This window comes from Enterobacter sp. PL_is511 (assembly GCF_055816065.1).
In genome coordinates, this window is the sequence record NZ_JBVPGP010000024.1 from 96,558 (window position 1) to 110,514 (window position 13,957).

At 57.0% G+C, this 13,957-nt stretch carries 13 protein-coding genes; 9 read left to right on the top strand and 4 right to left on the bottom strand.

Annotated elements, in window-relative coordinates:
• The first annotated feature begins 32 nt into the window (after window positions 1-32).
• Together AC0TN7_RS15870 and AC0TN7_RS15875 are read left to right on the top strand one after the other, a co-directional pair.
• Window positions 33-2,648, top strand: a complete 2,616-nt coding sequence (locus AC0TN7_RS15870; protein WP_463727011.1) for a DUF2339 domain-containing protein — start codon at window positions 33-35, stop codon at window positions 2,646-2,648.
• Entirely contained in the window at window positions 2,645-4,030 is a 1,386-nt protein-coding gene (locus AC0TN7_RS15875; protein ID WP_463727010.1) for a DUF3999 domain-containing protein, read from the top strand. Before AC0TN7_RS15870 ends, AC0TN7_RS15875 begins: the two co-directional genes overlap by 4 nt.
• A gap of 43 nt (window positions 4,031-4,073) precedes the next feature.
• On the opposite strand, the gene AC0TN7_RS15880 is transcribed toward AC0TN7_RS15875, so the two are convergent.
• Both AC0TN7_RS15880 and acpH read right to left on the bottom strand, forming a co-directional pair.
• The gene (locus AC0TN7_RS15880) at window positions 4,074-4,676 is read right to left on the bottom strand and encodes a peroxiredoxin (protein WP_008503347.1); all 603 of its coding nucleotides are present in this window, start codon (window positions 4,674-4,676) and stop codon (window positions 4,074-4,076) included.
• A gap of 127 nt (window positions 4,677-4,803) precedes the next feature.
• Entirely contained in the window at window positions 4,804-5,385 is a 582-nt protein-coding gene (gene acpH / locus AC0TN7_RS15885; RefSeq protein ID WP_267217151.1) for an ACP phosphodiesterase, read from the bottom strand.
• Between the two features lie 92 nt (window positions 5,386-5,477).
• Here acpH and queA point away from each other — a divergent pair, with 92 nt between their 5' ends.
• From queA to AC0TN7_RS15920, 7 genes are all read left to right on the top strand, one after another.
• Window positions 5,478-6,548 carry a tRNA preQ1(34) S-adenosylmethionine ribosyltransferase-isomerase QueA gene (gene queA / locus AC0TN7_RS15890; protein ID WP_032646148.1) on the top strand — a complete coding sequence of 357 codons (1,071 nt, stop codon included), beginning with the start codon at window positions 5,478-5,480 and terminating at the stop codon, window positions 6,546-6,548.
• Window positions 6,549-6,601: 53 nt separating this feature from the next.
• A complete protein-coding gene (gene tgt, locus AC0TN7_RS15895) occupies window positions 6,602-7,729 on the top strand; it encodes a tRNA guanosine(34) transglycosylase Tgt (protein WP_003859110.1) in 1,128 nt (375 codons plus the stop codon).
• Between the two features lie 22 nt (window positions 7,730-7,751).
• Entirely contained in the window at window positions 7,752-8,084 is a 333-nt protein-coding gene (gene yajC, locus AC0TN7_RS15900) for a preprotein translocase subunit YajC (RefSeq protein ID WP_003859109.1), read from the top strand.
• A gap of 27 nt (window positions 8,085-8,111) precedes the next feature.
• Window positions 8,112-9,959, top strand: coding sequence for a protein translocase subunit SecD (secD, locus tag AC0TN7_RS15905; protein ID WP_071994447.1), 1,848 nt, complete (start codon window positions 8,112-8,114; stop codon window positions 9,957-9,959).
• Window positions 9,960-9,969: 10 nt separating this feature from the next.
• On the top strand, window positions 9,970-10,941 hold the full coding sequence (gene secF / locus AC0TN7_RS15910; protein ID WP_048225871.1) for a protein translocase subunit SecF: 972 nt from the start codon (window positions 9,970-9,972) through the stop codon (window positions 10,939-10,941).
• 141 nt (window positions 10,942-11,082) lie between these two features.
• Window positions 11,083-11,448 (top strand): VOC family protein, encoded by a 366-nt coding sequence (locus tag AC0TN7_RS15915; protein ID WP_024906804.1) that lies wholly within the window; start codon window positions 11,083-11,085, stop codon window positions 11,446-11,448.
• Between the two features lie 14 nt (window positions 11,449-11,462).
• Window positions 11,463-12,143 carry a helix-turn-helix transcriptional regulator gene (locus AC0TN7_RS15920; RefSeq protein ID WP_048992545.1) on the top strand — a complete coding sequence of 227 codons (681 nt, stop codon included), beginning with the start codon at window positions 11,463-11,465 and terminating at the stop codon, window positions 12,141-12,143.
• Between the two features lie 88 nt (window positions 12,144-12,231).
• Here AC0TN7_RS15920 and AC0TN7_RS15925 read toward each other — a convergent pair whose 3' ends face one another.
• Window positions 12,232-13,095, bottom strand: coding sequence for a nucleoside-specific channel-forming protein Tsx (locus AC0TN7_RS15925; RefSeq protein WP_024906806.1), 864 nt, complete (start codon window positions 13,093-13,095; stop codon window positions 12,232-12,234).
• Window positions 13,096-13,362: 267 nt separating this feature from the next.
• Window positions 13,363-13,902, bottom strand: coding sequence for a SadB/YajI family lipoprotein (locus AC0TN7_RS15930; RefSeq protein ID WP_473702266.1), 540 nt, complete (start codon window positions 13,900-13,902; stop codon window positions 13,363-13,365).
• Window positions 13,903-13,957: the final 55 nt, after the last annotated feature.

The window sequence follows — 13,957 nt, forward strand, 5'->3', positions numbered from 1 at the left end:
CTTAACGGATCGTTTACGGTGAAGGTGGAAACATGGACGAGCTTTACATCCTTGGCTGTTTGTTCCTGGTATTTGCGCTGGTGGTGGCACCCGTGCTTGCGGTTATAGGCTTTAATCGAAGTACGGCGGCGCGACAGGAGATTGCCCGGCTGCGCCAGCGCATTGAGGCGCTTGAGCAGCGCGGCGTGCCTGAGGACGCGCCGGAGCCGGTGCAGACCGCCGCGCCGGAGGCTGTGACCGCGACGGTGGTTGCAGACGCTCCCGCGCCTGTCGACCCCTGGCGCCCCGATACTCCCGCTGCCGTGGCAGAACCTGCCCCGGCCCCGGCGCCTGCGGCAAAACAGTCTTCTGCCTTTGGCGGCATCCTGACGTCGCTGGCACGCTGGTTTATGCAGGGTAATCCGCTGGCGAAGCTTGGGATCCTGCTGCTTTTCCTTGGTCTTTCATTCCTGCTGCGTTATACCGTGGAACATTCCCTGTTCCCGCTTGAGCTGCGCCTCGTGGCAACGGCGCTGTTTGCCATCGTTCTGCTGGCGGTCGGGTGGCGACTGCGGCACAGGCAGCGCGTCTATGCGCTGATCCTCCAGGGCGGGGCGACCGGCGTGCTCTACCTGACGGTGTTTGGCGCCTTCCGGCTCTGGCAAATGTTGCCGTTGACGCTGGCCTTTGCGCTGCTGGTGGTGATTTGCGCGGCGAGCGTCGGGCTGGCGGTGCTGCAGAAGGCGCTGAGCCTTGCCATGCTGGCGAGCCTCGGCGGCTACCTTGCGCCGCTCCTCTTGTCTACCGGGGGCGGCAGCTTTGTTGCGCTGTTCTCCTTCTATCTTCTGCTGTCTATCGGCATTCTCGCTATCAGCATCTGGCAGCACTGGCGCGAGCTGAACCTGCTCGGGTTGCTGTTCACGTTCGGCGTGGGCGGCATGTGGGGGCTGAATGACTACCGGCACGAAGACTATTGGGTCTGCCAGCTGTTCCTGATTGCCAATACGCTGATATTCGGCGTCCTGAGCGTGGCGCTGTCGCTGCGGGCGCAGGAGAAAGGGAAGCAGATTATTGACGGCGTGCTGCTGTTTGCCCCGCCGCTAATCGGTTTTGGGATGCAGTACGGCATGACCCGGCACTGGGAATATGGTCCGGCCCTGAGTGCGCTGGGATACGGCGCATTTTATCTTACCCTCGCGTTCCTTGCGCTGCGGCGCTATCCCTCCGTCGGACGACCGCTGGTCATGGCGGCGCTGGCTATCGGCGGCGGGTTCGCGACGCTCGCCATTCCGCTGGCGCTGTCAGCGCGCTGGACGGCGATGGCCTGGGCGCTGGAAGGGCTGGGTATCCTCTGGCTGGGCGTGCAGCAGCACCAGCGTCGCATGAGCTATAGCGGGACGGCGCTGCTGGTGCTGGCGCTCGGCAGCGCGCTGTGGGCACAAACGAACGGCGTTACGTCGCTGAGTCTGCTCCTTATCTTCGCCATCCTCAGCCTTTGCTGGCTGGCTGCGGCCTGGCTGTGGCGGACTCTCTTTATGCCGGTCAGCTGGGCGCTGCTGGCAGGCGGGCTGCTGTTCTGGCTCGTGGCGCTATTGGGCGCATCGCGGCTGGCGCTGACGCAGGAATTACCGATTCTGGCGGGCGTGCTGGCGCTGACGGCGGCGTCGGTCTGGGGCTGGCGGCAGGTGGCCGCTCGTCTGGCGTGGCGAGAGCTGGACGCCAGCAAATGGCTGCTGTGGCCGGTTATGCTGCTGATGGTGGGTTATCAGCTCTGGCACCAGCAGATCGTCTCCGCCGGCTGGTCAAACCTGGCCTGGTGCGTTGCGCTTCCTGCCTCGCTAATGCTGCTGCGGCGCGACGGTGAAAGACTCCTGCCGCGCATCGCGATGGCGCTGCATCTGTCGCTGTTCTGGATGATTTTACTGGCGCTGGCCGCCGAGCTTTACTGGTTTGCCCGGTCTCTGCCGTGGGGCATGGCGGCCTGGGGCAGCGGACTGGCGATGGCCGCAGGCGGCGGGGTGATTATGGCGCTCTCTGCTGCGGTACGGCGTCGCGTGTGGCCGTTCCGGGAGTGGCCCGCGCTCTACGCCTGCCTGGCACCGATTCCCGTAGTCGTGGCGCTGCTGGTATTGCTGGTGGTGACCAATTTCCAGGACGGCGTGGTCTATCGTCAGACCTGGCTGCCGCTGGTGAACCCGCTTGAGGAAGGTGCCGCGTTCGCGTTGCTGGGTCTGGTGGTCTTTTATCGGGCGGTGGATCGCTACTACCCGGCGTGGCTTGCGCAAGCGCGCCCGTGGCCTGCCGTCGCGCTCATGGCGTTTGGCTTCTGGTGGCTTAACGGTGCGCTGATGCGCGCCCTGGCCTGGTACGGCGACGTGGCCTGGAATATGGCATCGCTGTGGGATTCGCGGCTTATCCAGACCAGTTTTGCCCTGTTCTGGATGCTGAGCGCGCTGGTGGTCATGATCCATGCCACCCGTCGGGCTTCCCGGCAGGAGTGGCTCTGCGGTGCCGCGTTGCTGGGTGTGGTAATGGTTAAACTGATGCTGGTGGACAGCGCGGGCGGAGGCGGTTTGTCGCGCGCGGTAGCGTTTATCGGCGTGGCGATACTGGTTCTGATTGTGGGGTATTTCTCACCGCTACCGCCCAAAACAGGAGATGAAAAATGAAATGGATGAAAGCGGTAGCGTGTACCGCGCTGCTGGCGCTTTCCGGCCCGGCGTTCTGCGACGAGGGACAAACGGAATCGCCCCGGGACTATGCTTTTGGTCTTTCACTCGATACGTCTGTTCCTTCCCAGTGGTATCGGGTGATGCTGCCGCTCGCCGTCTATGAGCAAAGCACGTCGCCAGATCTGCATGATGTCCGCGTCTTTAACCAGTCGGGCGAGCCGGTTCCCTTCAGCCTGGTCAGCGCGACGCGTCCGCAGGCGTCAGTGCAATCCACGGCGCTGCGCCTCTTCCCGCTGGATGCCTCGCCGCTTGCGGCTTCGCAAGGATCCGGTGATAGCGATAAGATCCTGCTCCGCTCCGGAAACGGCGTTGAGATTGTGCTGGAGCGGCAAAAAGCCGCCGCAGCCGGGCAACATTATCTGCTGACCCTGCCGGAGCAGGCTACGGGGGAGATGGCCATATCCCAGCTGCAGCTGCTCTGGAATTCTCCTCAGACGCCGTGGCAGGGAACGGCGTCGGTCTATTACAGCGAGGATCTTAAGCGCTGGTATACCCTGCGCGAGGATATGCCATTACTTGACGCCGTCAGCGGCCAGGATCGTCTTAAGCTCGATCGGATCGATACCGATACGGTTTTATCTCCCGATGCGAATCGCTATCTCATGGTGGTGCTGAACGCGCAGAGCCAGGGGATAACCTTGACCGGCGTTAACGCAATCATCGCACCTGCCCAGGCGATCCCGGAAGCGGTCGAGCTTGAGGGGGAAGGGGAGCAGCTATCGACAAGCGAAGCGCAGTGGCGCTGGGCGCATCCGCAGCCGCTGAGTGCTGTCAGCATCTCACTGAATGGCGATGGCGTCCTTCCCGTGGAGATAGCGTGGCGGAGTACGGAAAAAGACGCATGGCACCCCCTGAAAAAAGAGGTCCTTTACCGTCTTGAGGGAAAAACGTCGCCACCGGTTTCGCTTAACGGGGGCCTGGTGCAGGCAGTGAAAATCACGACGCTGAATGCGCGTCTGCCAGAATACCTGCCGAGCGTCACGGGACATCGCGACCGCTACGATCTGGTGTTTAACGCCCAGGGGAAAGCGCCGTACGTGCTTGCCTGGGGCAACGGCGCCGCAAAGCCTGCCAGCGTGGAGCCCGGCATGCTGATCCCAGCCGACCTGCGTAAGACCTATGCTATGGCGAACCTGCCGCAGGCCGACATTGTTGATGACGTTGCGTTAGGCGGCGAGGGGCGTCTGACCGCCACCTCTGCGGCCGATCGGGCGAGCTGGATGAACGCCCTGCTGGTGTGGGGCGTGCTGATTGCGGGCGTGCTTCTGCTGGCGGGAATGGCCTGGCGCATCTGGCGTGAAACGCAGCGTAAGGCATAAAAAAAGGCCCGCATAAGCGGGCCTTTTTCGTAAACCGTGCCGATTACAGGCTGGATACGTTTTCAGACAGGTATTTAGCCACGCCGTCTGGGGAAGCAGCCATACCTTCTTTACCTTTTTCCCACTGAGCCGGGCACACTTCGCCGTGCTCTTCGTGGAACTGCAGCGCGTCAACCATGCGCAGCATTTCGTCGATGTTACGACCCAGCGGCAGATCGTTCACAACCTGGTGACGAACGATGCCGTTTGCGTCGATCAGGAAGGAACCGCGCAGCGCAACGCCAGCGTCCGGATGTTCGATACCGTAAGCCTGCTGGATTTCGCGTTTGATGTCCGCAACCATTGCGTATTTCACCGCACCGATGCCGCCTTTGTCGACAGGGGTGTTACGCCATGCGTTGTGTACAAATTCAGAGTCGAAGGAGACGCCAACAACTTCCACGCCACGCTTCTGGAATTCTTCATAACGTTTGTCGAAAGCGATCAGCTCAGACGGGCAAACGAAAGTGAAGTCCATTGGCCAGAAGAACAGAACGGTCGCTTTACCGTTGGTGTGCTGTTTGAAGTTGAAGTTTTCAACGATTTCACCGTTGCCCAGAACTGCTGCAGCTGTAAAATCCGGAGCCGGACGAGTTACCAGAACCATATGATTCTCCTGTAGATACTAAGGTTATTTGGAACGCAACGCGAGCCAGTATAGAGAGTGTTCATGGATAAGACAAAGAGGTGGTGACAATCGTTCCGCCAGCTTTTACCTATCAATCCAATCTCCATTAAAGTTGTTTGTTTTTCGCCTGCGCCATCATGCGCGGGTAAAACTGCCAGAATCGGGTCTCCAGCGCATCGTAATGTTCATCCAGGTCATACCAGGAATCCCGCAGCGCATCCAGCCGCGGGCGACGGCTCGCCATCCCATTCAACACGTTCTGGATAAAGTCCATCTCGCGATAGCGCTCCAGCCAGCGTTCCGACCACAGATAGTTATTCAGATTCACAAAGCGCGGCGGCGAGTCGGGCAGAATAATCGACACCTGCTGGTGGGCATAGCGCACAAACGCCGGCAGCGGCATCTTCGGCGACAGCTGTTCCCAGTGGCGCGACAGGAAGTGATCCCACATCACGTCGAGCGTGATCGGGGCAACGCGGCGCGTTTCAGGGCGGAACCAGGCTTTGGCTTCCGTCACTTCCGGCAGCTTATCCGTCAGCACGTCGATGCGGCGGTGCATAAAAATCCCGTCGACAACCTCAGGGGAGTAGTCTTCTGCGGGATTACCGCGTACGAAATCGGCCAGCAAATTGCCCGAGAGGGAGCTGTCAGCAAGGTGCGCGAGATGCAGGTGAGCGAGAAAATTCATGCGTTTTATTTGTCCGGGGGCGGCTAGTTGTTGCAGCAAAAGGGTGTGAGCACTAGACTATGCCGCCTGTTTTTAAGTCACGAGTATACGTCATGCGCGTCGCCGATTTCTCCTTTGAACTACCTGAATCCCTGATTGCTCACTATCCCATGCCTGAGCGCAGCAGCTGTCGATTACTGTCACTGGATGGGCCAACGGGCGAGCTGACGCACGGTACTTTCACCGATTTGCTCGACAAGCTCAACCCTGGCGATCTGCTGGTTTTTAACAATACCCGCGTGATCCCGGCGCGCCTGTTTGGCCGTAAAGCCAGCGGCGGTAAGATTGAAGTGCTGGTCGAACGTATGCTCGATGATAAACGTATTCTGGCACATATTCGCGCTTCTAAGGCGCCGAAGCCGGGCGCGGAGCTGCTGCTGGGCGATGATGAGAGCATCAAGGCGACCATGACCGCGCGCCACGACGCGCTGTTCGAGGTGGCGTTTGACGACGAGCGCACGGTGCTCGATATCCTGAACGCCATCGGTCACATGCCGCTGCCGCCATATATTGAGCGTCCGGACGAAGAGGCCGACCGCGAGCTGTACCAGACCGTCTACAGCCAGAAACCGGGTGCCGTCGCTGCGCCGACCGCGGGCCTGCATTTTGATGAGCCGCTGCTGGAAAAACTGCGTGCGAAGGGCGTGGAGATGGCGTTCGTGACGCTGCACGTCGGCGCGGGGACCTTCCAGCCGGTGCGCGTGGACAGCATTGAAGACCACATCATGCACTCTGAGTATGCTGAAGTGCCTCAGGATGTGGTGGACGCGGTGCTGGCGGCGAAAGCGCGCGGTAGCCGCGTCGTGGCGGTCGGGACGACGTCTGTGCGCTCGCTGGAGAGCGCCGCGCAGGCGGCGAAAAACGATCTTATCGAGCCGTTCTTTGGCGATACGCAGATCTTTATCTACCCGGGCTACCAGTACAAAGTGATTGACGCGCTGGTGACCAACTTCCATCTGCCTGAATCGACGCTGATTATGCTGGTTTCCGCGTTCGCGGGCTATCAGCATACGATGAATGCCTACAAGTCTGCGGTAGAACAAAAATATCGCTTTTTTAGCTACGGGGACGCGATGTTTATCACGTACAATCCGCTGGCTTTGAATGAGCGTGTCGGGGAATAAGTCCGCGGCACCGTTTTACAACGTTGGACTGTTTTTCTGACGTCGGAGAAAAAATGAAATTTGAACTCGATACCACCGACGGTCGCGCGCGTCGCGGTCGCCTGGTGTTTGATCGCGGCGTGGTGGAAACCCCCGCGTTTATGCCTGTGGGCACGTACGGCACCGTAAAAGGGATGACGCCGGAAGAAGTAGAAGCCACTGGCGCACAGATTATCCTCGGCAACACCTTCCACCTGTGGCTGCGTCCGGGTCAGGAGATCATGAAGCTCCACGGCGATCTGCACGATTTCATGCAGTGGAAAGGCCCCATCCTGACCGATTCCGGTGGCTTCCAGGTCTTCAGTCTGGGCGATATCCGCAAGATCACCGAGCAGGGCGTACACTTCCGTAACCCGATCAACGGCGATCCGATTTTCCTCGATCCCGAAAAGTCGATGGAGATTCAGTACGATCTCGGCTCTGACATTGTGATGATCTTCGACGAATGTACGCCGTACCCGGCGGACTGGGACTACGCAAAACGCTCCATGGAGATGTCCCTGCGCTGGGCGAAGCGTAGCCGTGACCGTTTTGACTCTCTGCAGAACAAAAATGCGCTGTTCGGCATTATCCAGGGCAGCGTTTACGAAGATTTACGCGATATCTCTGTTAAAGGTCTGGTAGAGATAGGTTTTGATGGCTACGCTGTCGGCGGTTTGGCTGTGGGTGAGCCGAAGGAAGACATGCACCGTATTCTGGAACATGTCTGCCCGCAAATCCCGGCGGATAAACCACGATACCTGATGGGCGTGGGTAAACCAGAAGATCTGGTTGAAGGCGTACGCCGCGGCATTGATATGTTTGACTGCGTCATGCCAACCCGCAACGCGCGTAACGGCCACTTGTTCGTTACCGATGGCGTGGTGAAAATCCGTAACGCGAAGCATAAGAGTGACACCAGCCCGCTCGATTCCGAGTGCGATTGCTATACCTGTCGCAATTATTCTCGCGCGTATCTGCATCATCTCGATCGTTGTAACGAGATTTTGGGCGCGCGTCTCAATACCATTCATAATCTTCGTTATTATCAGCGCTTAATGGCTGGTTTACGTAAGGCTATCGAAGAGGGTAAATTAGAGAGCTTCGTGACCGATTTCTACCAACGTCAGGGGCGGGATGTTCCACCGTTGAACGTTGATTAATTTTAATAATGAGGGAATTTGAATGAGCTTTTTTATTTCTGATGCGGTAGCGGCAACAGGTGCTCCAGCGCAGGGCAGCCCGATGTCTCTGATTCTGATGCTGGTTGTGTTCGGTCTGATCTTCTACTTCATGATCCTGCGTCCCCAGCAGAAGCGCACCAAAGAGCACAAAAACCTGATGAACTCCATTGCGAAAGGCGATGAAGTACTGACTAACGGTGGTCTGGTCGGTCGCGTAACCAAAGTGGCTGAAAACGGCTACATTGCTATCGCCCTGAACGACACCACTGAAGTGGTCATCAAACGTGACTTCGTAGCTGCCGTTCTGCCGAAAGGCACCATGAAGGCGCTGTAATCCCAACTTTTCCCAAAGGGAACTGCCGTGTTAAACCGTTATCCTTTGTGGAAGTACATCATGCTGGTCGTCGTGATTCTCGTCGGCCTGCTGTACGCGCTTCCCAACCTGTATGGTGAGGATCCGGCTGTTCAAATCACTGGCGCGCGCGGTGTCGCCGCCAGTGAGCAAACGCTGATCCAGGTCCAGAAAACGTTACAAGAAGAAAAAATTACCGCTAAGTCTGTGGCTCTGGAAGAGGGGGCAATTCTTGCTCGCTTCGACACCACCGACACGCAGCTCCGCGCTCGCGAAGCGCTGATGGGCGTGCTGGGTGACAAATACGTCGTGGCGCTTAACCTTGCCCCTGCAACCCCGCGTTGGCTGGCTGCGATGAAAGCAGAGCCAATGAAACTCGGTCTTGACCTGCGTGGCGGCGTTCACTTCCTGATGGAAGTGGATATGGATACCGCGCTTGGCAAGCTGCAGGAACAGAATATCGACAGCCTGCGCAGCGATCTGCGTGATAAAGGCATCGCTTACACCACCGTGCGTAAAGAAGATAATTACGGCATGAGCATCACGTTCCGCGACAGTGCGGCGCGCGATCAGGCTGTAGATTACCTGACCCAACGTCACCGTGACCTGGTCATCACCTCTCAGGGCAGCAACCAGCTGCGCGCGGTGATGACCGATGCGCGTCTGAAAGAAGCGCGTGAATATGCCGTTCAGCAGAACATCAACATTCTGCGTAACCGTGTAAACCAACTGGGCGTGGCTGAGCCGCTGGTACAGCGTCAGGGTGCTGACCGTATCGTGGTTGAACTGCCGGGTATCCAGGACACTGCGCGTGCGAAAGAGATTCTGGGTGCGACCGCAACCCTGGAATTCCGTCTGGTGAACTCCAACGTCGATCAGTCCGCTGCAGCCGCAGGGCGTATTCCGGGTGATTCCGAAGTGAAACAGACTCGCGAAGGTCAGCCTGTTGTGCTGTACAAACGCGTGATTCTTACCGGTGACCATATCACCGACTCCACGTCGAGCCAGGACGAATACAACCAGCCGCAGGTTAACATCTCGCTTGATAGCGCGGGTGGTAACATCATGTCTAACTTCACCAAGGACAACATCGGCAAGCCGATGGCAACCCTGTTCGTGGAGTACAAAGACAGCGGTAAGAAAGATGCAAACGGTCGTGCGGTGCTGGTGAAAGAGGAAGAGGTGATTAACATCGCCAACATCCAGTCTCGTCTGGGTAACAGCTTCCGCATTACCGGTATTAGCAACCCGAACGAAGCGCGTCAGCTCTCTCTGCTGCTGCGTGCCGGTGCGCTGATTGCGCCAATTCAGATTGTTGAAGAACGTACCATTGGTCCAACGCTGGGGATGCAAAACATCCAGCAGGGCCTGGAAGCGTGTCTGGCCGGTCTGGTGGTGTCTATCCTCTTCATGATCTTCTTCTATAAGAAGTTTGGTCTGATTGCCACCTCCGCGCTGATCGCGAACCTGGTGCTGATCATCGGCATTATGTCCCTGCTGCCGGGGGCCACGCTGACCATGCCGGGTATTGCGGGTATCGTTCTGACCCTTGCGGTGGCGGTCGACGCCAACGTACTGATTAACGAACGTATCAAAGAAGAGTTGAGCAACGGTCGCTCTGTTCAGCAGGCGATTGATGAAGGTTATAAAGGCGCGTTTAGCTCCATCTTCGATGCGAACGTAACAACACTGATTAAGGTTCTTATCCTGTATGCAGTGGGTACTGGCGCGATCAAAGGCTTTGCGATTACAACCGGTATCGGTGTCGCAACGTCAATGTTTACCGCTATTGTCGGCACCCGTGCCATCGTGAACCTGCTGTACGGCGGCAAGCGCGTCAAAAAGCTGTCTATCTGAGGAGTGCGTTGTGGCACAGGAATATACTGTTGAACAATTGAACCACGGCCGTAAAGTCTGGGACTTTATGCGCTGGGACTACTGGGCCTTCGGCATTTCAGGTTTCCTGCTGATTCTGTCCATCATCATTATGGGCGTGAAAGGCTTTAACTGGGGTCTCGATTTCACCGGTGGTACGGTCATCGAGATCTCCCTGGAAAAACCGGTCGATATGGACCAGATGCGCGAATCGCTGCAGAAAGCGGGCTTTGAAGAGCCGCTGCTGCAGAACTTCGGCAGCAGCCGCGACATCATGGTGCGTATGCCGCCGGTGCACGATGCCAACGGCAGCCAGGAGCTGGGCAGTAAGGTTGTTAGCGTGATTAACGAAACAACCAGCCAGAACGCAGCGGTTAAGCGTATTGAGTTCGTCGGTCCAAGTGTGGGTGCTGACCTGGCGCAGACCGGCGCGATGGCGCTGCTGGTGGCGCTGATTTCCATCCTGGTGTACGTCGGTTTCCGCTTTGAGTGGCGACTGGCGGCCGGTGTGGTTATCGCTCTGGCGCACGACGTGGTGATCACCATGGGCATACTGTCGCTGTTCCACATTGAGATTGACCTGACGATTGTGGCATCCCTGATGTCCGTTATCGGTTACTCACTGAACGACAGTATCGTGGTATCTGACCGTATTCGTGAAAACTTCCGTAAGATCCGTCGCGGTACGCCGTACGAAATCTTTAACGTGTCGTTGACCCAGACGCTGCACCGTACCTTGATCACCTCCGGTACTACCCTGATGGTGATCCTGATGCTGTTCCTCTTCGGTGGTCCGGTGCTGGAAGGCTTCTCGCTGACCATGTTGATTGGTGTCACCATCGGTACAGCGTCGTCTATCTACGTCGCGTCCGCACTGGCATTGAAACTCGGCATGAAGCGCGAGCACCTGCTCCAGCAGAAAGTCGAGAAAGAAGGGGCGGATCAGCCGTCCATTCTGCCGTAAGGCGACGTTTAGCGCGTTATCGAAATCCCGGTCGGTTGACCGGGATTTTTTTATCTCCTTCTGACAAACACTCCTGACAGTATGCTGTCAGGAGCCCTGTCGTAGACTCCTTCTGAACCCAAACAACAGGCAGGAGGATGTATGAAAAGCGTCATTAACTGGTTTGAAATTCCGGTCTCGGATATGGAGCGCGCCATCAAATTTTATGAGCCGGTGATGCAGCTCGCGCTGCGTCGCGAGAAAATGGACTGCGCGGAGCTGGCGGTTTTCCCGCATGAGGATCCCGCCACCGGAGGCGCACTGGCAAAATTTGACGGCGTTACACCGTCTTTGCAGGGCGCTATTATTTACCTGCATACTGACAATCTGGCGGCCACGCTCGATCGCATCGCCTCTGCGGGCGGCGAGTGCGTGTTTGGCCCGCTGGAACTGCCGCATGGCATTGGCACTATCGCATTGTTTACCGACAGCGAGGGTAACCGCGTCGGCCTCCATCAACCTGCCTGAGAGCGGAATAATATATGACCCGACGCGCTGACCGTTTGTTTCAGATTGTGCAGATCCTGCGGGGCAGGCGTCTGACAACGGCAGCGCATCTGGCGGACCGGCTTGGCGTGTCCGAGCGCACGGTCTACCGCGATATCCGCGACCTGTCGCTTTCCGGTGTGCCGGTGGAAGGTGAAGCAGGGAGCGGATATCGGCTGATGTCGGGTTTTGACCTGCCGCCACTGATGCTGACAAATAAGGAATCTGAGGCGCTGATCGTCGCGATTCGCCTGCTCAAAACCTGGGGAGGCGAATCGCTGTCGCGCGAGCTGGAGTCGGCTCAGGAAAAGGTGCTGGCGATTCTGCCCGAGGAGAGTCGTCGAAAGGCGGAGCAGACGCGGATCTACGCCCCGGATTTTTGCATGCAAAGCCACTCCCGCAGCGATTTTGACAGGATTCATCAGGCGATTTCCGCCCAACAGGTGCTGGCGCTGCATTACCGTGATGAAGCAGGACAGCTGTCTAATCGTGAGGTTCAGCCGCTGGGGCTGTTCTTCTGGGGAGAGCGCTGGCTGCTGGCGGCGTGGTGTGAACGGCGCGATGACTATCGCTGTTTCCGGCTCGACAGATGCCTCAATATTGTGACTACGGAAAGGCGGTTTAGCGAGAGTGCGGACAGGTCTCTGGCAGATTTTTTGCGGAAGGTTAAGCAGTAAAAAGCCGGGTGGCGGCTACGCCTTACCCGGCCTGCATTCGGATCGTTGGCCCGGTAAGCGTAGCACCACCGGGCGAAACCCACACTGATTAGAAGTTGTAACCTACAACCAGGTAGCCACCCCAACCGGTTGATTTAGACGTGAAGTCACCCTCACCCCAGTTAACGGTATCCCCACCTTTCCACTGGCCGCCGTTATGGAAATAACGCGCGACGACAGAGTAGTGCCAGTGATCGTAGTTCAGGGCCAGAACGTGGCTGGACGCGATAGAGTTACTGGTACGGTTCTTGTCATCACCCAGATCTGAGCCCCAGTCGAAGTTGGTGAAGCCGATGTAGGTCAGTTGGCCACCCCAAACCTGAGTGATTGGCACAAAGTATTTTACTTTGAAACGGTAGCCATCCCACTCGTTTTCGTTTGAAGCGCCATAGTTCTGCCACTGGTATTTAGCATACACGTTCAGAGACAGGCCCATTGGCAGACCGGTATCGATATCTGTACCCAGACCCATGTACCAGGTGCTCTGACGGCTGCCTTTGTTATCGCCCATATCGTAGATATAGTTGTTGGCGAAATACCATTCTTTGAACGGACCAAAGCTCAGGTCGGTACCCGTCAGTTTATCAATAGAGAAACGCGGTTCGATTTCCATGAACAGCGGGGAACCGTCGGACCAGATACCTTTGTCGTTACCGTTACCCCAGTCAAAGGTCTTAGGAATATCGATATAGCCGTAGAAATCAAACCAGTCTTTTTTAGCAAACGCTTCGTATTCCAGATAAACGTCGTTGTTCAGCTTCGGAGAAAAGCGCGTGTGGTAGCTGCCGACCACGTTAACGCTCTGGTGCCACCAGTCGGAGAGATATTGTGGTTTATCGTTTTCCGCTGCGTTAACAGTGAAAGAGGAAGAAAGTGCCAGCACGGCGCCAGCTGCGAGTAATGTTTTTTTCATAATCATGCCACTGATTGAAATTCCCTTCCGGGAGTGAAAAATGCGCGAATTGCGTTTCTAAATATTTCGTGTTTCTGCGGTGCCTATTATAGGAATCCCTGCTCACAAAAATATGTGTTGTTTCACATATCTCTCACACGCGTAATCGATTGCGTTCACGTTTGCGTACTTTAAACGGCCGGGATTGTAGCGGCAATCATTTATGTTGCCAATCCATACGAAATGTAAATGTTAGCGGAGTGACATTTCACTCCGCTAAAAGTGGGGTTACTGAGCGGCGGGCTGGATATCGTGAATGCGGATGAAACCTAACTGATCCGGAGTCAGTCCGTTAATCTGCAGTGGAATGTCAACATCGCTCGGAGCCAGCACGCTGGCCGGTGCGGTGAACAGCTGACGGTTAACATTCACCTCCTGGTAGCTCTCCGTGGTGCCCTGGATCTGTCCCCATTCGACGGTGCCGCTGAAGGCTGGCAACGGATCGTTGGATTCTCCCTGGATGCGTAATGTTGCGCGAGTACCATTTGCATTCGCCGCCACGTTCACCAGAGACATTTTCAGCGTGCCAATCTGACTATTGAGCCGCGCGGGCGTATTCGCCCCCGGTAGCAGATAAACCCCGCTGCTGGATTTAGCATTCAGCGCGTTTTGCTGGGTGATCTTCACCGTTTCTTTGTTCAGTTTGTCCATCGCCGTATTGAGCGTATTTACGCTCTGTTTCATCTGACGGACTTCGGTTTGCTGTGCACAGGCGCTAAGGGTGAAGAGGCTCCCCACCAGCAAAATTTTCAGGTAACGTCTTGTCATTGCGTTTATTTCCTTGAAATAACGGATCGTCCTAATGGTAGCCAGCATCATCGTG

Coding starts and splice junctions, on each gene's coding strand:
- AC0TN7_RS15920 (WP_048992545.1), top strand. CDS start 11,463: ATGACCCGACGCGCTGACCGTTTGTTTCAGATTGTGCAGATCCTGCGG.
- AC0TN7_RS15875 (WP_463727010.1), top strand. CDS start 2,645: ATGAAATGGATGAAAGCGGTAGCGTGTACCGCGCTGCTGGCGCTTTCC.
- AC0TN7_RS15925 (WP_024906806.1), bottom strand. CDS start 13,095: ATGAAAAAAACATTACTCGCAGCTGGCGCCGTGCTGGCACTTTCTTCC.
- AC0TN7_RS15930 (WP_473702266.1), bottom strand. CDS start 13,902: ATGACAAGACGTTACCTGAAAATTTTGCTGGTGGGGAGCCTCTTCACC.
- AC0TN7_RS15870 (WP_463727011.1), top strand. CDS start 33: ATGGACGAGCTTTACATCCTTGGCTGTTTGTTCCTGGTATTTGCGCTG.
- acpH (WP_267217151.1), bottom strand. CDS start 5,385: ATGAATTTTCTCGCTCACCTGCATCTCGCGCACCTTGCTGACAGCTCC.
- AC0TN7_RS15880 (WP_008503347.1), bottom strand. CDS start 4,676: ATGGTTCTGGTAACTCGTCCGGCTCCGGATTTTACAGCTGCAGCAGTT.
- tgt (WP_003859110.1), top strand. CDS start 6,602: ATGAAATTTGAACTCGATACCACCGACGGTCGCGCGCGTCGCGGTCGC.
- AC0TN7_RS15915 (WP_024906804.1), top strand. CDS start 11,083: ATGAAAAGCGTCATTAACTGGTTTGAAATTCCGGTCTCGGATATGGAG.
- yajC (WP_003859109.1), top strand. CDS start 7,752: ATGAGCTTTTTTATTTCTGATGCGGTAGCGGCAACAGGTGCTCCAGCG.
- queA (WP_032646148.1), top strand. CDS start 5,478: ATGCGCGTCGCCGATTTCTCCTTTGAACTACCTGAATCCCTGATTGCT.